17 protein-coding genes and 2 pseudogenes are annotated in these 20,182 nt (G+C 63.6%); 12 read left to right on the top strand and 7 right to left on the bottom strand.

The genetic code is table 11. The annotated features are described in order from the left end of the window. Positions 1–72 precede the first annotated feature (72 nt). Positions 73–816: a hypothetical protein gene (locus tag INQ48_30645; protein ID QRF57585.1), complete on the top strand. Its 744-nt coding sequence runs from the start codon at positions 73–75 to the stop codon at positions 814–816. Positions 817–879: 63 nt separating this feature from the next. Here INQ48_30645 and argC read toward each other — a convergent pair whose 3' ends face one another. Then, positions 880–1,803, bottom strand: a complete 924-nt coding sequence (gene argC / locus INQ48_30640) for an N-acetyl-gamma-glutamyl-phosphate reductase (GenBank protein ID QRF57584.1) — start codon at positions 1,801–1,803, stop codon at positions 880–882. A 207-nt stretch (positions 1,804–2,010) separates the two neighbouring features. On the opposite strand from argC, the gene sucC reads away from it, so the two are divergent. From sucC to INQ48_30585, 11 genes and pseudogenes are all read left to right on the top strand, one after another. Then, positions 2,011–3,177, top strand: coding sequence for an ADP-forming succinate--CoA ligase subunit beta (gene sucC, locus INQ48_30635; protein ID QRF57583.1), 1,167 nt, complete (start codon positions 2,011–2,013; stop codon positions 3,175–3,177). 11 nt (positions 3,178–3,188) lie between these two features. Beyond that, positions 3,189–4,082 (top strand): succinate--CoA ligase subunit alpha, encoded by an 894-nt coding sequence (sucD, locus tag INQ48_30630; protein QRF57582.1) that lies wholly within the window; start codon positions 3,189–3,191, stop codon positions 4,080–4,082. Positions 4,083–4,201: 119 nt separating this feature from the next. Further along, complete coding sequence (locus tag INQ48_30625) at positions 4,202–4,891, top strand: TerC family protein (GenBank protein QRF57581.1); 690 nt, start codon at positions 4,202–4,204, stop codon at positions 4,889–4,891. Positions 4,892–4,937: 46 nt separating this feature from the next. Further along, the gene (locus INQ48_30620) at positions 4,938–5,741 is read left to right on the top strand and encodes a Stp1/IreP family PP2C-type Ser/Thr phosphatase (GenBank protein ID QRF57580.1); all 804 of its coding nucleotides are present in this window, start codon (positions 4,938–4,940) and stop codon (positions 5,739–5,741) included. Positions 5,742–5,816: 75 nt separating this feature from the next. After that, the gene (locus INQ48_30615) at positions 5,817–6,470 is read left to right on the top strand and encodes an FHA domain-containing protein (GenBank protein ID QRF57579.1); all 654 of its coding nucleotides are present in this window, start codon (positions 5,817–5,819) and stop codon (positions 6,468–6,470) included. Positions 6,471–6,527: 57 nt separating this feature from the next. Further along, entirely contained in the window at positions 6,528–8,789 is a 2,262-nt protein-coding gene (locus tag INQ48_30610; protein ID QRF57578.1) for a CHASE2 domain-containing protein, read from the top strand. Between the two features lie 26 nt (positions 8,790–8,815). After that, complete coding sequence (locus tag INQ48_30605) at positions 8,816–9,619, top strand: 3',5'-cyclic-nucleotide phosphodiesterase (GenBank protein ID QRF57577.1); 804 nt, start codon at positions 8,816–8,818, stop codon at positions 9,617–9,619. Positions 9,620–9,840: 221 nt separating this feature from the next. Further along, positions 9,841–10,329 carry a pilin gene (locus INQ48_30600; GenBank protein QRF57576.1) on the top strand — a complete coding sequence of 163 codons (489 nt, stop codon included), beginning with the start codon at positions 9,841–9,843 and terminating at the stop codon, positions 10,327–10,329. Between the two features lie 106 nt (positions 10,330–10,435). Further along, a pseudogene (locus tag INQ48_30595) lies at positions 10,436–11,605 on the top strand (IS3 family transposase). Between the two features lie 78 nt (positions 11,606–11,683). Further along, positions 11,684–11,841: pseudogene (locus tag INQ48_30590) on the top strand (IS3 family transposase). Then, a complete protein-coding gene (locus tag INQ48_30585) occupies positions 11,834–12,064 on the top strand; it encodes a hypothetical protein (protein ID QRF60976.1) in 231 nt (76 codons plus the stop codon). The pseudogene INQ48_30590 and the gene INQ48_30585 overlap by 8 nt, the downstream one beginning before the upstream one ends. Before the next feature lie 561 nt (positions 12,065–12,625). Here INQ48_30585 and INQ48_30580 read toward each other — a convergent pair. Genes INQ48_30580 through INQ48_30555 form a run of 6 tightly spaced genes read right to left on the bottom strand, consistent with a single transcriptional unit; the run spans position 12,626 to position 20,028 of the window. Then, a complete protein-coding gene (locus tag INQ48_30580; protein QRF57575.1) occupies positions 12,626–16,795 on the bottom strand; it encodes a pilus assembly protein in 4,170 nt (1,389 codons plus the stop codon). 18 nt (positions 16,796–16,813) lie between these two features. Then, positions 16,814–17,422: a hypothetical protein gene (locus tag INQ48_30575; protein QRF57574.1), complete on the bottom strand. Its 609-nt coding sequence runs from the start codon at positions 17,420–17,422 to the stop codon at positions 16,814–16,816. Then, positions 17,419–18,588, bottom strand: coding sequence for a PilW family protein (locus INQ48_30570; protein ID QRF57573.1), 1,170 nt, complete (start codon positions 18,586–18,588; stop codon positions 17,419–17,421). Before INQ48_30570 ends, INQ48_30575 begins: the two co-directional genes overlap by 4 nt. Then, positions 18,588–18,986, bottom strand: a complete 399-nt coding sequence (gene pilV, locus INQ48_30565; protein QRF60963.1) for a type IV pilus modification protein PilV — start codon at positions 18,984–18,986, stop codon at positions 18,588–18,590. The genes INQ48_30570 and pilV overlap by 1 nt, the downstream gene beginning before the upstream one ends. A 2-nt stretch (positions 18,987–18,988) precedes the next feature. Further along, a complete protein-coding gene (locus tag INQ48_30560; protein QRF57572.1) occupies positions 18,989–19,588 on the bottom strand; it encodes a GspH/FimT family pseudopilin in 600 nt (199 codons plus the stop codon). Continuing rightward, positions 19,582–20,028, bottom strand: coding sequence for a prepilin-type N-terminal cleavage/methylation domain-containing protein (locus tag INQ48_30555; protein QRF60962.1), 447 nt, complete (start codon positions 20,026–20,028; stop codon positions 19,582–19,584). The genes INQ48_30560 and INQ48_30555 overlap by 7 nt, the downstream gene beginning before the upstream one ends. Between the last annotated feature and the right edge of the window lie 154 nt (positions 20,029–20,182).

Genomic DNA, 20,182 nt, shown 5'->3' with positions numbered 1-20,182 from the left:
CGGCCGATCGGGCGGGCCCGCGGCGAGCCGATGGCATGATCCGCGACTTCATACAACGAGGAGGAGTCGCAGATGTCTTCGGAACCCACCGGATCCCCTTCACTGGTGCGCACGGGCGCCCGCGCTGGCGCCGCCTTCGTCGGCTCGGTCGCCAAAGGCGTCTTCTTCGGCGCGCTGCTCGGGGGCGGCGCCTTCTTCTATTACGTGAGCCAGTTGAGCGGCCCCGGCATGCCCGGTGCCCGCGCGGGCGGCGCCGGCGCGCTGCTGGCGCTGCTGTTCTCGCCGCCGCTGCTGGTGGCCGTGCTGCTGGCGCTGTTCATGGGCGTGTACGTGATCCTCGGCGTGTCGCAGGGCCGCACGCGCGCGATGCGACACCTGGTGGCCGCGCGCGGCGAGGCCGTGGCGCAGCGCCTGGGCGATGCCATCGCCGGGCGCATCGAATCGATGCCGCGCACCCACGGGGCGCTGCGGCGCGCGAGCGACTGGCTCTCGGTCGATGCGCTGAGCGCGCAGCTCGCGCCGGTGCTCGGCGACGGCAAGGCGGTGCGGGCGGTGATCGCCTTCGTGCTGAACCGGCTGCCGCTCAACGAGATGCTGGCCGAGTGGCAGCAGGGCCGCGCCGCGCAGGGCGAGCCGCAGCTGCCCGTGGCGCAGGGCGGTGCGGCGCCCGCGCAGGACCCCGCCTTGCGCGCGCTGATCACGCGGCGCATCCACGAGACGCTGCAGGAGATGTCGACGCCCTCGCGCAAGCCGTTCTGGATCGTGCTCGCGCTGCATGCGGCGCTGTTCGGCACCGGGCTCTGGCTGGTGAGCTGAAACGAAAAAGGCGCCGGGGGCCGGCGCCTTTTCAGCGGACTTTTCAGCGAAAGAGGCAGCGCCTCAGAGCGACAGCATCAGCTGGAGGTTCTGCACCGCGGCGCCGCTCGCGCCCTTGCCGAGGTTGTCGAGGCGCGCGATCACCACGGCATGGCGATGGTCCTCGTTCGGGAACACGCGGATCTCGAGCTGGTTGGTGTCGTTGAGCGCCAGCGCGTCGAGCTTGCCGTCCGCGGTGGGCGGCAGCACCTTCACGAACTGCTCGGGCGTGTTGCTCTTCGCATAGTGCGCGGCCAGTGCCTCGTGCAGGTCGCCGGCCTTCGGCTTGCCGGGCAGCAGGTCGAGGTGCAGCGGCAGCTGGACCAGCATGCCCTGCTTGAAATTGCCGACCGAGGGGATGAACACCGGGCGCTGCGTGAGGCCGGTGTATCTCATGATCTCGGGGATGTGCTTGTGCGTGAGGCCCAGTGCGTAGGTCTCGAACAGCGGGGCCTCGCCCTTCTCGTAGGCCTCGATCATGGTCCGGCCGCCGCCCGAGTAGCCGCTGACCGAGGGCAGCGCGATCGGGAAGTCGGCCGGCAGCAGGCCCGCGTCGACCAGCGGACGCACCATGGCGATCGCGCCGGTGGCGTAGCAGCCGGGGTTGCCCACGCGGTCGGCCCGGGCCACGGCCTGCCAGTGGCCTTCGACCAGCTCGGGAAAGCCGAACACCCAGCCCGGCGCCACGCGGTGCGCGGTCGAGGCGTCGATGATCTTGGGCTTCTTGCCCGACAGCTGGTCGATCAGCGCGACCGACTCGCGTGCCGCGTCGTCGTGCAGGCACAGCACGACGAGGTCGACGCCGGCCATGAGTTCACGCTTGGCGTTCACGTCCTTGCGCAGCTCGGGCGCGATGCTCACGAGCTCGATCTGCGGCATGTTCTGCAGCCGCTCGCGGATCTGCAGACCGGTGGTGCCGGCTTCGCCGTCGATAAAGACCTTGGCCATGGTGGGGTTGCCTGATAGAGAGGGCCTAGAAGAAAGTACGTATTGACCGCACACGCCCGTCAGTATTGATGCGGCGCACCATGATACAGTCCGCGATTGTCCGCCGCCCCCAGCCGTCAGGCTGCCGTCGCCTGTGGACAACAGAGCCAACACCAGCCTGCCTAGATCTCCCGTTTTTCAACCTCCTCCTTCCGAGAGACATCCCTCATGAAGATTCACGAGTACCAAGGCAAGGAAATCCTTGCCAAGTTCGGCGTGCCGGTGCCGCGCGGCATTCCGGCCTACACGGTTCAGGAGGCGGTCGAAGCCGCCCAGAAGCTCGGCGGCCCGGTCTGGGTCGTCAAGGCCCAGATCCATGCGGGTGGCCGCGGCAAGGGCGGCGGCGTGAAGGTCGCGAAGACCATCGAGGACGTGAAGAAGCTGGCTGGCGAGATCCTCGGCATGCAGCTCAAGACGCACCAGACCGGCCCCGAAGGCCAGAAGGTCCGCCGCCTGTACATCGAAGACGGCGCCGACATCCAGAAGGAATACTACGTTTCGGCCGTGACCGACCGCGCCACCCAGAAGGTGGCCTTCATCGCTTCGAGCGAAGGCGGCATGGACATCGAGGAAGTGGCCCACTCCTCGCCCGAGAAGATCATCACGGTGTTCGCCGACCCGCAGGCCGGCCTGACCGACGAGCAGGCCAAGCAGATCGCCGACGGCATCGGCATCCCGGCCGATTCGACCGCGCAAGCCGTCGACATCTTCAAGAAGCTCTACACCTGCTACATGGAGACGGACGCCTCGCTGGTCGAGATCAACCCGCTCAACCGTGACAGCAAGGGCAACATCGTCGCCCTGGACGCCAAGTTCAACTTCGACAGCAACGCGCTGTTCCGCCACCCCGAGATCGTCGCGCTGCGCGACCTCGACGAGGAAGATCCGGCCGAAGTCGAGGCCTCGAAGTTCGACCTCGCCTACATCTCGCTCGACGGCAACATCGGCTGCCTGGTGAACGGCGCCGGCCTCGCGATGGCCACGATGGACACCATCAAGCTGTTCGGCGGCGAGCCGGCCAACTTCCTCGACGTGGGCGGCGGCGCCACCCCCGAGAAGGTCACCGAGGCCTTCAAGATCATGCTGAAGAACAAGAACGTCGAGGCCATCCTCGTCAACATCTTCGGCGGCATCATGAAGTGCGACACCATCGCCACCGGCGTGATCGCGGCCTGCAAGGCCGTGAACCTGCAAGTGCCGCTGGTCGTGCGCATGAAGGGCACCAACGAAGCCGAAGGCAAGAAGCTGCTGGCCGAATCGGGCCTGCCGATCATCAGCGCCGACACCATGGCGGAAGCGGCCCAGAAGGTCGTGGCAGCAGTCAAGAAGGCCTAAGGAACAGAGTCATGTCGATCTACATCAACAAAGACACCAAAGTCATCACCCAAGGCATCACCGGCAAGACGGGCCAGTTCCACACCGAGAAGTGCCAGGAATACGCGAACGGCAAGAACGCCTTCGTGGCCGGTGTGAACCCGAAGAAGGCCGGCGAGTCGATCTTCAACATCCCGATCTTCGGTTCGGTGAAGGAAGCCGCCACGCAGACCGGCGCCACCGTGTCGGTGATCTACGTGCCGCCGGCAGGCGCCGCGGCCGCGATCTGGGAAGCCGTCGAGGCCGATCTGGACATGGCGATCTGCATCACCGAGGGCATTCCGGTTCGCGACATGCTCGAAGTGCGCAACAAGATGAAGGCCAAGGAAGCCGCCGGTGGCAAGAAGACGCTGCTGCTCGGCCCGAACTGCCCCGGCCTGATCACGCCCGACGAGATCAAGATCGGCATCATGCCCGGCCACATCCACCGCAAGGGCCGCATCGGCGTCGTGAGCCGCTCGGGCACGCTGACCTATGAAGCCGTGGCGCAACTGACCGAGATCGGCCTGGGCCAATCGTCGGCGGTGGGCATCGGCGGCGACCCGATCAACGGCCTCAAGCACATCGACGTGATGAAGGCCTTCAACGACGATCCCGACACCGACGCCGTGATCATGATCGGCGAAATCGGCGGTCCCGACGAAGCCGACGCTGCCCGCTGGTGCAAGGACAACATGAAGAAGCCGGTCGTCGGCTTCATCGCCGGCGTGACCGCGCCTCCCGGCAAGCGCATGGGCCATGCCGGCGCGCTGATCTCGGGCGGCGCCGACACGGCCGAAGCCAAGCTCTCCATCATGGAAGAGTGCGGCTTCACCGTGACGCGCAACTTCTCGGAACTGGCCAAGCTGCTCAAGGGCAAGCTGTAAGCCACGGCGTTCGCGCCCGGCAAGGTCCGTAAAGAGACCTCACACGCGCAAGAAAGAACAAGACGCCCGCAATCCGATTGCGGGCGTTTTTTTCACAAAAACAATGCGGGATCAGAGACATGGAACTTCTTCAAAGCACGGACTTCTGGATCGGCCTGATCAAGATCGTCTGGATCAACATCATCCTGTCGGGCGACAACGCCGTGGTGATCGCCATGGCGGCGCGTTCGCTGCCGCCCGAGCAGCAGAAAAAAGCGGTGCTCTTCGGCTCCGGCGCGGCCGTCGTGCTGCGGATCGTGCTGACGGTGGTGGCGGCCAAGCTGCTGGCGCTGCCGTACCTGCAGATCGTCGGCGGCCTGCTGCTGCTGTGGATCGGCCTGCAGCTGCTCGGCGGTGAAGACGAGGGCGACGGCGACTCCAAGGAGTACGGCAGCATGATGGCGGCCGTGCGCACCATCCTGCTGGCCGACCTCGTGATGAGCCTGGACAACGTGATCGCCGTGGCGGCCGCCGCGCAGGGCAGCATGGTGCTGCTGGTGCTGGGCCTGGCGATCAGCATTCCGCTGGTGATCTTCGGCAGCACGCTGATGATCAAGCTGATGGAGCGCTTCCCCATCATCGTGATGCTGGGTGCGGCGCTGATCGGCTGGGTCGGCGGCGAGACCATCGTGAGCGACGTGTCGCTGCGCGAGGTGCTGGCGGCCAACCCCTGGCTGCACTACGCCGCCGCGGCGGCCGGTGCGCTGCTCGTGGTGGCGGTGGGCAAGCTGCTCCAGCGGCGCGCCCACGCGGCCGCGGCGCAGCACTGACGGCGGAAGCCACCACCGGGCTGCCGCTTCGCCGACACTTGCGACCATGGTAGGTGTCGGCACGTCCCTCTTCTCGACCCGTCCGCCGCTCTCGTGGGAGTTCGCGGCGCTGACCGACGTCGGCCGCGTGCGCGCCCACAACGAGGACGCGGTCCACGTCGACTCGGTCCTCGGGCTGGCGGTGCTGGCCGACGGCATGGGCGGCTACAAGGGCGGCGAGGTCGCCAGCGCGATGGCGGTGTCGCTGGTGCATGCGAACTTCCGGCGCTGGTACGTGCAGGCGGGACCGCAGGCGCCGGCCCGCGTCGTGCGGCGCGCGCTGCAGGCCGCGACCGACGAGGCCAATGCCGCCATCCTCGACGGCAGCCTGACCAATCCCAACCTGCAGGGCATGGGGACCACGCTGGTCCTGGCCGCCTTCGGGCCGCACCGCGTGATGGTGGGCCACATCGGCGATTCGCGCTGCTACCGGCTGCGCAACGACAAGCTCGAGCAGCTCACTCGCGACCACTCGCTGCGCCAGCAGCAGCTCGACGCCGGCGCCATCACGGCCGAGGAAGCGCTGTCCTCGCCCAACCGGAATCTCGTCACCCGCGCCGTCGGCGTCGAGGCCCAAGTCTTGCTGGAAATGCACGAACACACGGCCAGGCCCGACGATCTCTATATGCTGTGCTCCGACGGGCTCAGCGAAATGGTCCCGGACGCCCAGCTTTTCACGCTTCTGACGAGACAAGACGGTGGTATTGAGTCCAAGGTATCACTTTTGGCAAACATCGCCAACCAAAATGGCGGTCGGGATAACATTTCTGTCATCCTGGCCCGGGCCAGCCTGCCACGCGCGGCGACCTGACGCAGGCGATGGAGCGGCGGAAGCATCCGCTGCGTCGTCGCGGGCCTCGCGACAATTGCAACCAGGGAGTCGGCAGTGCCGAGAATGAGTATCTCGATCGATGGTGTCGTCATCCGGGAGGTGACGCTCGCGAAGGACCGTACCACCCTCGGACGGCGCGCCTACAACGACATCGTGGTCGACAATCTCGCGGTGAGCGGCGAGCATGCCGTTCTGACCCTGCGCGGCGGCGATGTCCAGATTGAAGACCTCAACAGCACCAACGGCACCTACGTCAACGCGGTGGCCGTGCAGAAGCGGACGCTCAAGGACAACGATGTCATCGAGGTCGGCGGCTGCCGCATCCACTACCGCTCGCGCAGCGTCGCGCCCGCGCCCGGCGTGCCGGTTCAGGTCATCGTCGGCAACGAGCAGCCTTCCACCCCCATTCCCCTGTCGGCCGCGCCCACCGAATCGGGCGCGCTGGTCGAGCTCGGCGTGCCGGTGCTGCGCGTGCTGGCCGGCGAGAACGCCGGGCACGACCTGCCGCTGCAGAAGGTCGTCACCACGGTCGGCAAGCCCGGCGTCGCCGTCGCGGTCATCACGCGCCGCCGCCAGGGCTACGTGGCCGCGAGCGTCATGGGCGCCGTCCTGCTCAATGGCCAGCCGCTCGGTGTCGAGGCCATCGCGCTGCACGAGCGCGACCTGCTCGAGCTCGGCACCCTGCGGCTGCAGTTCCAGCGGGTCTGAGCCGCGGGTCGTCCGTCGGCGAACCGGCCTCGATCCCGTTCCCGGCTCCGGTCGACCATGAGTGCATTGCGGCGCCACTGGGCGCGCATCGCCGTCACCCTGTTGCCCGTGCTGCTGGCACTGGCGCATGCCACCGGGCTCTCGCACGCCGGCATGCTCGAGCGTCTCGACCACCTGATCTACGACGTGCGCCTGCGCGCCACCATGCCGGGCACCTTCGATCCGCGCATCGTGATCGTCGACGTCGACGACGCGAGCCTCGCACGTCAGGGCCAATGGCCCTGGCCGCGCGACAAGGTGGCGCGGCTCGCGAGCGAGCTGCTGTCGCACCAGCAGGCCAGGGTCGTGGGCTTCGACGTCATGTTCGTCGAGCCCGACCGCAGCTCGGGCATCGACCGCCTGCGCGCACTGGCGGACGGCCCGCTGCGCGGCATCCCGGAGCTCGCCGGCGAGGTCGAGAAACTCGCGCCCTCGCTCGACAACGATGCCATGCTGGCGCGCACGCTCGCGGGCCAGCCCGTGGCGCTGGGCTACTACTTCACCCAGGCCGAGACGCCGCGCGCCCGCGGCGCCTTGCCCGCCGCGCCGCTGTGGCCCGCCGACGCGCTGCCCGCGAAGGAGGGCTACACCACGCACTGGAACGGCTTCGGCGCCAGCCTGCCGGTGCTCGCGCAGGCCGCGCCCAGCGGCGGCTTCCTCAACACCCTGGTCGGCGAGAGCGACGACGGCGTGATCCGCAGCGTGCCGCTGATCGCGCGCTACGACGGCGACCAGGCCCGGCCCGGCTATTACGAGTCGCTCGCACTGGCCGTCTACCGGCTCGCCAGCGGCTCGCCGCCGGTGCTGCCCGCGCTGGTGCCCGGCAGCCCGGTCGCGCAGCTCGAGTCGCTGCGCATCGGCGAACTGCGCGTGCCGGTCGACCGCAACGCCAGCGTGCAGGTGCCGTTCCGCGGCCCGGGCGGCAGCCGCGGCGGCTCGTTCCGCTACGTGGCGGCCGCCGACGTGCTCGAGGGCCGGCTCGCCCCCGAGGAGCTCAAGGACAAGATCGTGCTCGTCGGCGCCACCGCGCCGGGCCTGCAGGACCTGCGCGCCACGCCCGCGGCGCCGTCCTTTGCCGGTGTCGAGGTGCATGCCAACATCGTCTCGGCGTTGCTCGACGATCGCCTGCTCGCCGTGCCCGACTACGCGCCCGGCTACGAGGTGCTGAGCGTGTTCGTCGCCGGCATCGCGCTGGCCATCGGCCTGTCGCTGCTGCCCGCGCTGCGCGCCGTGGCCTTCATGCTGACCGTGGCCGCGGCGCTGGTCGGGCTCAACACCTGGCTCTATGTCGCGCACGGCCTGGTGCTGCCGTTGGCCTCGGCGCTGGCCATGGTCGCGCTCGCCTTCCTGCTCAACATGAGCTGGGGCTACCTGGTCGAATCGCGCGCGCGCCGCGGTCTGGTGCAGTTGTTCGGCACCTACGTGCCGCCGCAGCTCGTCGACGAGATGCTGGAGCGCCCCGGCCGCTACAGCATGCGCGCCGAGAGCAAGACCATGACCGTCATGTTCTGCGACATGCGCGACTTCACGCGCTTCTCGGAGCAGATGTCGCCTTCCGAGCTGCAGGCCTTCCTCAACACCGTGTTCAGCCGCCTCACCGACGTCATCACCGCGCACCGCGGCACCGTCGACAAGTACATGGGCGATTGCGTCATGGCCTTCTGGGGCGCGCCGCTCGAGACGCCCGAGCACGCCAGCCTCGCCGTCAATGCCGCGCTCGACATGGCCGACGCGGTGCACGACCTCAACCGCATCCACCGTTCCCTCGGCCGGCCCGAGATCAGCATCGGCATCGGCATCAACAGCGGCGTCATGAGCGTGGGCGACATGGGCTCGGCCGCGCGGCGCAGCTACACCGTGGTCGGCGACGCGGTCAACCTGGCCTCGCGTCTCGAGGGGCTCAGCGGCCATTACGGCGTCGAGATCGTCGCCAGCGGCGCCACGCGCGAGCTCGCGCCGGCCTATGTCTGGCAGGAGCTCGACAGCGTGTTCGTCAAGGGCCGGGCCCAGGCCGTCGCCGTGTTCACGCCGCTGGCCGTCGCCTGGGACGAGGCGGCCGTCATCGCCGTGCGCGAGGCGCACCGGCTCGAGCGCTGGGCCGAGGTGCTGGCCGCCTACCGGCGCCAGGACTGGGCCTTGGGCCGAAACTTGCTGGACCCCCTCCTCGTGGCCGATGCCAAAAAAGTCCTTTACCAGCTCTACGCGCAGAGATTAGCCTCGATGGCCTTGCGCCCGCACGATCCGTCGTGGGACGGTGCAACCCGGTTCGAAACCAAATGACAGACACAGACAAGGGGTCTCTCACAATGCAGGTTCGCGTGCTGGGTTGTTCGGGCGCCATCGCCAAAGACTGCCGCACCACCTCTTTCCTGGTCGATACCGACCTGCTCGTCGATGCCGGCACCGGCGTCGGCGACCTCACCCTCGAAGAAATGGCCGGTGTCGACGACATGGTGCTCACGCACTGCCATCTCGACCACATCGCCGCCCTGCCCCTGATGCTCGACGCCGTCGGCGGCCGCCGCACCCGACCGCTGCGCGTGCATGCGCTGCGCGCCACCATCGAGGCGCTGCGCGCCCATGTGTTCAACAACATCATCTGGCCCGACTTCGAGAGCATCCCGAGTCCCGAGGCCCCCTTCGTCACCTTCCACGACATCGCCGTCGGCCAGACCCTGCTGCTCGGCAGCGCCACGCCCAAGCGCATCGAGGTGCTGCCGGCCGTCCATACCGTGCCCGCCTGCGGCTTTGCCGTGAGCCGCGCGGACGGCGGCGCGCATTGGGTCTTCAGCGGCGATACCGAGCGCAATGCGCCGTTCTGGGACCGGGTCAATGCGCTCGAGGTCGCGATGCTCGTCATCGAGACCGCCTTCAGCAACCGCGAGCAGGCCCTGGCCGAACGAAGCCTGCACCTGTCGCCCACCATGCTGGCCGACGAGCTGGCTCACATCGAGCCGGGGAAGGACTATCCGATCTACATCACGCACACCAAGCCGGCCGAAACCGAGGAGATCACGAGTCAGATCGAAACGCTGGCGGGGCGGCAGGTGTCGGGACTGGCGCAGCGGGATATCCGCTGGCTCAAGGCGGACGGCATCCTGACCTTTTGAGCCCGGTCGTGCGGCACGGATGGCATGACAAATTTGTCACCATGTGTCGCATCTTGATACATCTTCTGTCACGTGCAGTAACACCAATGTGGTCTGGAGTGACGTGTTAGGTCGCTGACGGGGTGCCAAAACGGGTGGCACGGATGCTGCGAAAGGTTCTTCGCTCCGGGGGGAGGACTCCCGGGAGTGACAACCAACCCAACCAACCTGGAGTTAGTGAAATGAACCGTCGTTCTATCGCACGCAATGTGCAGAAGGGTTTCACCCTTATTGAATTGATGATCGTTGTGGCGATCATTGGTATTTTGGCGGCTGTGGCGTTGCCTGCATACCAAGACTACGTAGCGCGCGCTCAAGTGACGGAAGCCATCAGCTTGGCTGAAGGCCAGCGTATCGCCGTTACCGAGAAGTTCACGCAAGACGCTGTTTGCGCCGATAACACTGATGCGGCCAAGGCCAAGGCCTCCAGCATGGCATTGGACACCGACATCAATGGCAAGTATGTGGCTAAAGTTACCGCTGGTGGCACGGCCGCTGCTGGGGGCGCCTGCACGATTGTCTCGACCATGAAGGCCGCTGGTGTTGCGACGCCCTTGGTTTCTGGAACCGTCACGCTAACCCTGAGTAACGCCGACAAGGGCTCGTTTGTTTGGACGTGCACCTCCAGCATCGCGCAAAAGTACGTCCCTAAGACCTGTGCCGGCGCCTAATCCGCGTCAGACGGTTACAGCGAAAGCCACCTTGGGGTGGCTTTTTTCTTGCGTTTGACCCGTCCTGACCTGGGTTGACACCTTTTCCTCAAGAAAAGGCAAGTCAATGGAATCAAGCGTCAAACGCACGCAGCGGGACTACACGCTGGCTTCTAAGCTGTCGGTGGTCGACCAAGTGGAAAAGGCGACCTCACGTACAAACAGGCCCAGAAGCGCTACGGCATCCAGGGCCGTTCGACCGTGTTGGTGTGGCTGCGCAAGCATGGTCGCCAGAACTGGAGTTCGGCATCATCTGGGCTTGCCATGCCAGTACCGATCAAGAAGCTCTCATCTGCACCTGCTGCACTGCCGACTCCAGAACAGAAGATCAAGGCCCTCGAAGTCCAGCTTCGCGAAGCCAATGAGAAGGCCCAACTGTTCGAGGTGGTGATCGATGTCTTGAAGAAGGACTACGGGGTGCGCATCGTAAAAGAGCCTTTGGGCAAGTCCTCTCGCAAACGCTCCTCCCAGGGTTGAGCGTGGCGAGGGCTTGCCGCCATTGGGGCGTCAGCCGCCAAGCCTACTACCAGCAGTTGCAGCATCAGCAGCAACGCTGTGCGCGTGCCGACACCGCGATCGAGCTCGTTCGCGGCGTGCGTCTGCGTCAGCCCCTGGGCGCGCGCAAGCTGCACAAGCAGCCGCTGCAGCACGCCGGCGCGAGCCTGGGGCGCGTGCGTTGCTGGACGTGCTGCGCGAGGCGCGCATGCTGGTGGCGTCGAAGCGGGCGTATCACAAGACCACCGACAGCCATCATCGATTCCGACGCCATCCCAACTTGCTCAAGGAGAGGCCGCATCAGCTTCGAGCGACTGCCAGCGAGCAGGTGTGGGTGGCCGACATCACGTACTTGCCCACCGACCAGGGGTTCGTCTATCTCAGCCTGGTCACCTATGCGTGGTCGCGCAAGATTGTGGGCCATCACGTGCACGACACCCTGCGCACCGAGCAGATCAGCCGGGCACTGAAGGTCGCGCTCAAGGGGCGGCAGACGCGGCAAATGCTGGTGCATCACTCGGACAGGAGCATCCAGTACTGCTCGAACGACTATCAGGAGATTCATCGGCGCCACGGCATCACCTGCTCGATGACGGACGGCTACGACTGCTATCAGAACGCGCTGGCCGAGCGCGTCAACCGGATCCTGAAGATGGAGTTCCTGTTGCACCGGCCTGCCGTTCTGGCCCAGGCCAGCCGGATGGTCCAGCAGGCCGTGCAGATCGATAGCCTGACCCGTCCTGACCTGGGTCGACACCTTTTCCTCAAAAAAAGGCTGACCCAGCCTGCCCAAGGTTGGCACCTTCCCCTTGAGAAAAAAATGAGGCGTCCGACGCACACAGTGCGGCTACGCGCTGGTTTTAAGCTGTCGGTGGGTGATCGGTAGAAAAAGGCGAATTGAGCTACAGGCAGGCCCGAGAGCGCCACGGTATCCAGGGTCGCTCGACGGTGCTGGTGTGGCTGCGAAAGCATGATCGCCAGCGCTGGGAGCTCGGGGCATCATCGCGGTTGCCCATGCCAGTGTCGAAAAATCCACTTCAGCGCCTGCGCTGCTGACCCCGAGCAGAAAATCAAGGCCCTCGAAGTCCAGCTTCGCGAGGCTAACGAGAAGGCTCAATTGTTCGAGGCCGTGTTCGATGTCCTGAAAGGAGGACTATTAGATGTTGAACTCTACCAAGCTCTGACCCTGGATTTCCATTGAATACTGGCCCTTCCGCTTTTTTAAGCGTGAAGGCTTCACGGTATGGATAAGTGCTTGGTGTTTTCTTTTTTAGGTTGGATGCGTGGATCTGCCACCGATTGCGCCGCTGTTTCCTCGATTTCGTGGCCTCGATCGCGAGTTTTTGGCATATGGATCGAGCTTGTCTGCTTAGCCTAGCGCGGCGGGTTTTCGCCTGCTCGCAGGTACTTTGAAAGCGTCATGAGACAGGCCTTTACGCTTGGCCGTCTCGCGAGTGGACATCTGTTCGCGTAGCGCCCAGCGTCTGATGACACTCAAAGTCGCCACATCCTCCTACGACCGCTTGCTTTAAAAATGAGCAGAGTAGGCTTGTACGTGGGGCCATCTTAAACGGAAATTATTATATCGCCGAATCAGTTTCGATAATCATCAACATAAAAGCCAGCGCGTAGTCGCTTCACTCGCATTTGATGCTGTTTGCACTGTCTTGCCTTTTCTCAAAAAAAGAGTAGTCCCGTGTAGAGGTGGGCCAGGGTTATTGCTGTCTCTTAATTAAAGTATATTCAAATTAATTTGCGAAATTCAATCAACTGTAGGCACTTCTCTCCAATTCAACAGCTTCAGCGAGTTCCCGCCGCCAAAATCGATAGAAGGATCTTTCACTCCTCCGTCGTTGAATCCAACCAGCCCTTGACCCTTTCCGTTATTGCTGACGATCTGGTTGTCCGTAATCGCGCTGCTATAGCTCACATAAGCGGTCCCGACTGGCAACAGGGCGGACTTGCCCGTACCAAAATTGACAGCATAGAGCCGGCTCTGGCCCGACGGGCTGCAAGCGTTTCCGGTCGTCAGCAGGCTGGAGAAAACGACGACGCCATTGAAGGAAGTTGCGCCCAGTGTCACCCGCCAAGTAATGTTCGAAGTTCCATCCTTTCCGAGGTCCAAGTACCACCCGCCCTTCGTTCCCAGTGTGAAAGTCGACGTCCCTTTGAGGTGATCCTCGTTAAGTTCAGCAAGGTTGTCTCGTGTGACTGGATAAGTGCCCCCTGTACCGAAGCTGTTCGCGCCTCCGTCGATCAAGGCATAGAAGGTCTGACCAGCGGTCGAGTTGATATCCACCGTATCCAATAATTGTCCGGTGCCGAACATTACGTAGCGCCGTTGTGAACGAGGATCGACTTCAACCAGGGGTTGTGTCGTGATCGGCTGCGCGTTGCGGCTCCCGTCGGCCAACGTGGCCAGTTTCAAGGGGGCCGGATAGGAAGTCGCCGTTCCTCTGGCCGCCGTCACGTCGAATCGCCACAGTTGCCCGTCGAGATCACCGGCATACAACGCATCGGCCGTACCGTCCGTGAAGTCCGTGATGTAGGCCGTCAGCTGCGCAAGACCGGCGGAAGATGTACCGGTCTGTACCTTTTCGAGCAGATTGCCGTTGCGCGGATCGACGAAATACACATAGCCGAATCCATCGCCATTGTTGTATCCCGAGGTGAAGACGACGACCCAACCGTACTTTTTTGTCTTCAGCACGACAGGCGTGCCGAAACTGAAACCCAACGTGTTGCCCACACCCACGGTTGCAGCGGAGAACTCCCAGAGCACTTTGGTCTTGACGACGTCTTCCGTGGTCATGCTCGCGGGGTCGGTGATATCGATCGCATAAAACCCTTTGCCGCCCTTGCCGAGCCCGCCGATCAGTACCGTGCGCCAGCTCGCGCCGCTGCCGGACGCTGTGGTCGTGAACACCCCGCCGGCCGAGCCGAAATCGATGTCGTAGGCTTTCGGCGTCGCATCGACGTAGTAGCGGTGCTCGTAATCCGGGTTGCCCAATTGAACCAGTCCATTGAGGGTGGGTGTCGCCGGGCTGCTCGGGCCCGAGAACAACATGCTCGGCACGTAGGCGAACTGTTCCTTGCCCGCGTCTGTGCCGGTCAACGAGCCGTTGAACGCATGCAGCATGCCGTCGTTTGCACCAACGTAAACCATCGTGGGACGACCGGCACGCGCGGTCTTGAATGCCGCATAGCCCGGATTGACGGTGTTTGACAGCGAGGCCGAAGGTGGCCCCACCGGCGTGACCTTGGCATTCACCACGTCGCCGAGCAGCAGAGCACGGCGCCGATAGGGCTTGGTATCGTCGGTGGTGGTTCTTTCCTTGCTACGGTCGCCGCGCAGGTAGTTGACAAAGTCGCCACTGTCGTCCCCCGTGGCCCATGGGGTGTCGAGGGCCGTGACCTGTGCATTTGTCAGGTTGGCTTTGCGGAACGGCACGCCAGCGGTGCCGTTCCAGGTCACCATCCGCCTTCCCGTGTCCCAGCCGGCGCCAGCGAGTTGGGTTTCTAAGGTACTGGCAGAACTCCACTTTTCGACCAGTGTCGGCACGCCGCCAGGAAAGGTGAGCTGGCTACCGGTGATCGTGCCTGTCCATCCATTCGAGTCGTACTGCGAAGCGTAGGACGCAGCGCCGGCCGAGGAGACTTGTGGACTAGACAGAGAGAACGATGTCGTGAACGACTTGATCGCGTTCGCGATGCTGGCGAAAGCCTTGGTGAGGCCGTCGACCATGGTATCGGGGCGGCCTGCCGTGAAGTAGTTATCCGGCTTTGGCTGGGTGATGCCAGTCGAGCGTGTATCGGTCAGGTTCTGGCCACTGGTCGACCACCAGGCGAGTGGGATCGGATCGCTGAAGGTGTAAGGGTCGAAGGCTTGGTTGGCGGGTATTCGCAAACCACCGAACTTGGCAGCAAGGTAGAACTGGTTGTTGGATTGGAAGTCCTGTTCGAGCACGTCGACCCAGTAGGTCTGTACGGTCTGTTTACCGATGGTATTTGGCTTGGTGGCATCGTCCGGCCGAATGTCCTTCGTGTTGGCGTCGTACGCCAGTCCGGCCATGCGTGCAGAGTTGTTGCTGCAACAGTTGTTCGAGATGTTCGTGCGAGTCCCGAGGTCGTTGCCCATCCCCCCTTGGAGTTGGCCGACCTTGTTGGTCGCGGTGACGGCATTGACGGTGGTGTCATTCGCCACGGCGGAGGGTAGAGTTGGCTCATCGGCGGAGTTGGTGTTGCCCGGAACGTTCTTGTCGCCATGCGTGTAGATATCTCCGATGCCAAGCACGAAGTTGCGCTGGCACGAATACTGGATAGGATCGTCCCAGTTCCTGATCACCGGAAATCCATCAAGCCGTCTCGCAGTCGTGTTGGTGTCGGTGGTGTTGAGGTTGCTCCACTCGGGCACGTTGCCGAGGTTGCGGTAGTAGCGCAGCGCGGCGTAGTACAACTCGCTGACCGGATCGTTCGATTTGTAGTTGCCCGGGATGATCTGACCGAACTTGTTGAGGTAGTTGATCACTCCGCTGTCGGCGATCGTCACACCGTTCGCGGACGTGGCCGAAGCATCGGTGGGATTGGGGTTGCGCACGAAGACGCCGGTGGTTTCACTCCACTCCTTCTCGGCATTGCCTTCGTCGGGAAGACCAGGCTTGGGTTGCAGGGGCCCAACGAATTTTTGGCGCGCGCGCATCACGCCACCGTCGCGACCGTTTCCGTCTTCGTTCAGATAACCGAAGGCGCTGAAACGCATTCTGCGGGAGTACTGCTGGATGAGCCCCTCCGGCTTCCAATTGCTGCCGTATTGCACACAATTGCTTTCGACACCGCCCGGCGCAGTGGTCTTGCACACCCGGTTGCGCATCGTGTAGTCATTGGTGACGGCACCGTTCAGATCGCTGGTGAATGTGGCAAAGCTGTTGCTTCCGGGACGTTTCCATTGAAACTGCATGACGGCGTCACCGCCGTTCTCGTAATACTCGATGCGCACGTCGAAACCTTGACCTGCGGTCAAGGACACGGTCGCGTCGTAGTTGGTCGCGCCTTGATCGATCCATTTGTCGACCAGCAACGCACCCGATACCCACAGGCGCACGCCGTCGTCAGCTCGAACGCGGAAGGTATAGGTGCCGGTAGCGGGTGCCACAAAGTTGCCGGTGTATCGAGCAGCAAAATTGTCTGTACCTACACCGTTTCCAGGGCCGCCACTGCCCCAGTTGTTGTCCCCGGTGTCTTGATTGTTGACGTAGGTAGGCGTGCCGGTCACTGTCTTCGTGTTCTTGAAGTACTCGCCTTTGAGTGATGCCCCCGAAGCAGTGATTCGCATGGCATAGCCGCGGCCGTTGACCGAGATGCCGAGGCTGCTTGCATTGCTGAAGGGAGTCGCTCCCGCAATCTCGGCGACGGGCAGATCCCGGTCACCGAACAGGCCCTGGCCTGCGTGATACCCCTTCTCGAGAATCGTGTCGGTGGTGGTGTCCACCACGCGGCGGCCGCCGGTCATGGCCCACCGAAACGGATCGATGGTCGCAGTGGCGGCCCAATTGAGGAAGTTGCCGCTCCACATGGAACCGAGGGAGCCGCCACATTTACGGCTGGTAGCGACACCCGTCGGATCGAAGAAGCTCTTGTCGCCCGTGTTGGTTTCGTTGCGCGTCGTATCGGATACGTAGGTGTAGCACTTGTTCGGATCGAAGTAGCCGAGGTAGGTGCTGCCGCTCGAATACGTCGCCGTGTGAGCCGTGCGAGAGGCCGTCGGCCACTCGACTGACAGGGTCAGCGCCAGGTTGCCTGGTACGTTCGACGTGGCGAACACTGGCTGGTCGGCGAGGCTTGCGCCATGGGCACTCCATGGCGATGCGAGAAAGGCACTCGCGAGTACGGTGCCATGTGCGATGCGCACGGCAAGTTTCAAGATCTTGTGCATGACAGCTTCGCCGATTCGTTATTCGGGCTTGGTGAAGGACGACTGCAAGAACACCTGCGTATTCCTGGGGCCGTCGACGCGAACGCTCAGGCGATAGACCAGCGACTTCGGAGGCGGTGGACGGGCGGATTCCTGGACGCTGCCTCCACGCACGTCCGTGGTGGCGGGTGCATAGACGCAGTTGCTCTTGCTGGCGGCCCCAGTGCTGTTGCACAGGCGGTCGATCACATAGCGAACGATGACCTTGTCCGCGTCGCGCGTGATGTTGTTGCTGGCTTGCGCCACCGTGTCGAAGGTCGCATCCTTGAGCAAGGCGAGAGGGATACCCTGGTCATTGGTATCGAGCCGGATCGCGCTGTAGTTGAACTGCGGTGCGTTTGTCGTATCGGCGCCGGATGCGGAAAGACTTCCTCCTGTTCCGAACAGCGCAAGCGCCTTGACGGCCGCCTGCTCGCCTTGATTGACCAGGTCGCGCTTGAATGCCAGGTTGCCTGCGCTCGTCAAGGTGGTGTTCATCGAGCGCACCACAGCCACGGCGCCCGCCATCAGCACCACCAGAACAATCAGGCATACCAATAGAACGATGCCACGATCGCGCCGCGGCTTTGAGTGAGGGAGCGGGTTCATGACTTGGGTAGCAACAGGACGTTGCGCAGCGGAACGGTGAATTCGACGACCCGCCAGCGGTAGTGCTTGTCGTCGTCCGAGGTCAGGGTCACGGCATTGCGCGCAGCGCCCGTGCCCACGAACATTGCCGGAATGGTTGAGGAGACAGCCTCTTTTTCGTACGTGGATGTACGCAGCACCAGCGCAACGCGAACAGCCACGACCTGTCGGCTCAATGCCGGTGTTTCCATCATGGTCTTGATATCGAAACCGGTCGCATCCGGCGCTTTCCACTCATTGAGGATGCCGTCGGTGTTGGTGTCCAGGCCATAGATGGCGTACATCGCTGTGACGCCCTCGGCCATGGCTTGCGGCGCATCGTTGCCGTCGAAGCGCAAGAGGTCATAGCTGAAGAGAGTGGCGTTGGCACCTACGCCAAACAGTTGGAACTGAACGTTCTGAGCGGTGGCATTGCCCAGCGGCGTGAGATAGGCGGCGCCGCTGCCGGTGAGCGTCGCGAGCGTCGTGCCCGTGCCGGCGGTGTAGTACGTGCCGTTGAGGGTCAAGAGCTCGTTCGATGCGCTGTCGACAAATGCCGAGTCCACCTGTTCGATCAAGCAGTCCTTGCCGACTTGGCTCACCAGCACGATGTCGTTCTTCTTGATCTGTACAGTGTTGTCCAGCCGCATGATATTGTCGCTGGCGCCCTTGGCGAGGATGGGTCGAGGCACGTCGCCTGCCGCGGCGTTGCCGCTCATCACGAGCAAGACGTCGGATTTGCCATCGGAAGATTGCCCCTTGCCGATGAGCACCGGTGCCATGCGCAGATTCGCAACGCCCGCAGCGTTTCCCAGAAACTTCTCGAATGGAGCGGGGAAGACGGCGCTGCGCGGGAGCAGGCTCGTGGTGCCGCGCTTCGCCTGCAGCGGACACCCATAGACGCCGAGATCCCATGACTGGGTGAAGCCCGAACCCGCACTGCGGATCACGCGATCGAGTTGGTAGGCTGCGAACGAACCCGACTGGTTCATGTCGTTGACGGAGGTGGTCGAGCGCTTGGTCGACTCGCCGAAGATCACTGTGCTGGTCACGGCGAGCGTGACGACCAGTCCGATGACCATGGCGACGAGCAGCTCGATCAGGGTCAGTCCGGCTTCACGCTCGAGATGCAGATGTCGTGCACTCATCACGGAAGCTCCACGTGGGTCGTCAGGCGGCTGCCGCTATTGGCTGCCGGGGCTTGCCATGTGATCGTGACATTGGCGGTCTTGCCCGACACGTCCACCGAACCTTCGCCGCCTGGCAGGCCACCAGATCCGGGAGCGGCCACCCTTGTTTTCCATGCGTCCAAGTCAGCAGCCGGAACGGTGGGCGATTGATTGAGCCACATCAAGCTGACGATTTCGTTGGCCAGCAGGGCCGCCCTGTTGCGGTCCTCGGCGTCGACCGAGAAACTGATCGCACGCGCCTGCAGGCCGATGAGGCCCAGGAGTCCGAACGAGAAGATCAGGATCGATACCAGGACTTCCAGCAGTGCTACACCTGTCTGGGCGCTTCGGCGCGACGCTTGTTTTGGCGATGTCATCGTCATGGGCAGCCATCCGGTTGGCTGGATGAAAGCGATCGTTTCGGGTCGCACATGCGAACTTGCCCACCGAGCGCTACGGTCACGCGCAACGGGCGATCGTCCGCCGAGTCGGTGCTCATCTTGACGTCGAAGGTATAGGGCGCCGCCTCGCACTTGGCGCCCGTCGGCCCAGGCGCATCGTTTATCACCGTGCGTCCGATCGAACTGAAGCAGATGGACTTCGGCCCCGTCACGACGACGCCGGAACCCGCGTCGCGAAGAATCCCGGACTCGATGAAGACCGAGCTGTCGTCGGAAGTCAGGAGCGCCACGGTGCTGGCCACCCAGTTTCGGCCGTTGGTCTTGGCCGTGTAGGTATTGCTTGTCGGCGCATCGTCGGTGAGCGAGAACACCACCTGCCGGCTGCGCCGGGCCGCTTCGGCCTGCGCGGATCGCAGCCCGTTCTGAAGCGAATCGGTGACGGTTCGGATCTTGTTGTTGCGAATCCATGCACTCATCGATGGCACACCGACGGCCAGCAGAATGCTCAACAGAGTGATCGTGACCATCAGTTCGATCAGACCGAAGCCGGCTGCGCCCGGGGAACGTCCACTCAGCATCCGCCGCCTCGCTTGGTTACCCAGTCGCTGGTACAACCAGACCATCCAGACACGCCGCTGATCGTGGTGGACTTATTGCCTTGCTGATCGAGCGTGAACGTGAAGCCGTTGGTCGCGCCGCTGCCGACTGCCTGCAGCCGGTAGGCGGTCGCTGTAGTCACGGGATCAGTCGTACAGGAAAGTTGAAACGTACCGATCTTGTTGGTCCTGGTTTCGGTTGCAGTGCAAGGCGCCTTGAGCGACCCCGAGTCCAGGTAAGTACGGTTGTCCTGGAAGTAGCGCTCCATGTCTGCACGCAGAACCGACAGCCCGTTCGTCGCATCGACTAGTCGTCCGCGCAAGACGTAGTCCCGGTAGGACGGCAGGGCGATCGCCGCCAGGATCGCGACGATGGCCACGGTGATCATGACTTCGATCAGCGTGAAACCTCGTCGATGCATTGCGAGTGATGCAGTCGTCAGGTGGCGAACCTTCGATGCGCAATGGTTCTTCATGTCTGGTGAGCGTTCGGGTGCTGGGTGGAAAAGGTGTTGGCCACAGTTGAGCCATAGTTGTCAAAGAATGTCTTTAAATGTTGCAAACTGCAAATCCACT

Origin of the sequence: Variovorax paradoxus (genome assembly GCA_016806145.1) — a bacterium.
In the GTDB taxonomy this organism is placed as follows: Bacteria; Pseudomonadota; Gammaproteobacteria; order Burkholderiales; family Burkholderiaceae_C; genus Variovorax.
The sequence above is the reverse complement of the archived record's forward strand: the minus strand, read 5'-3'. Positions and strand labels throughout refer to the sequence as shown.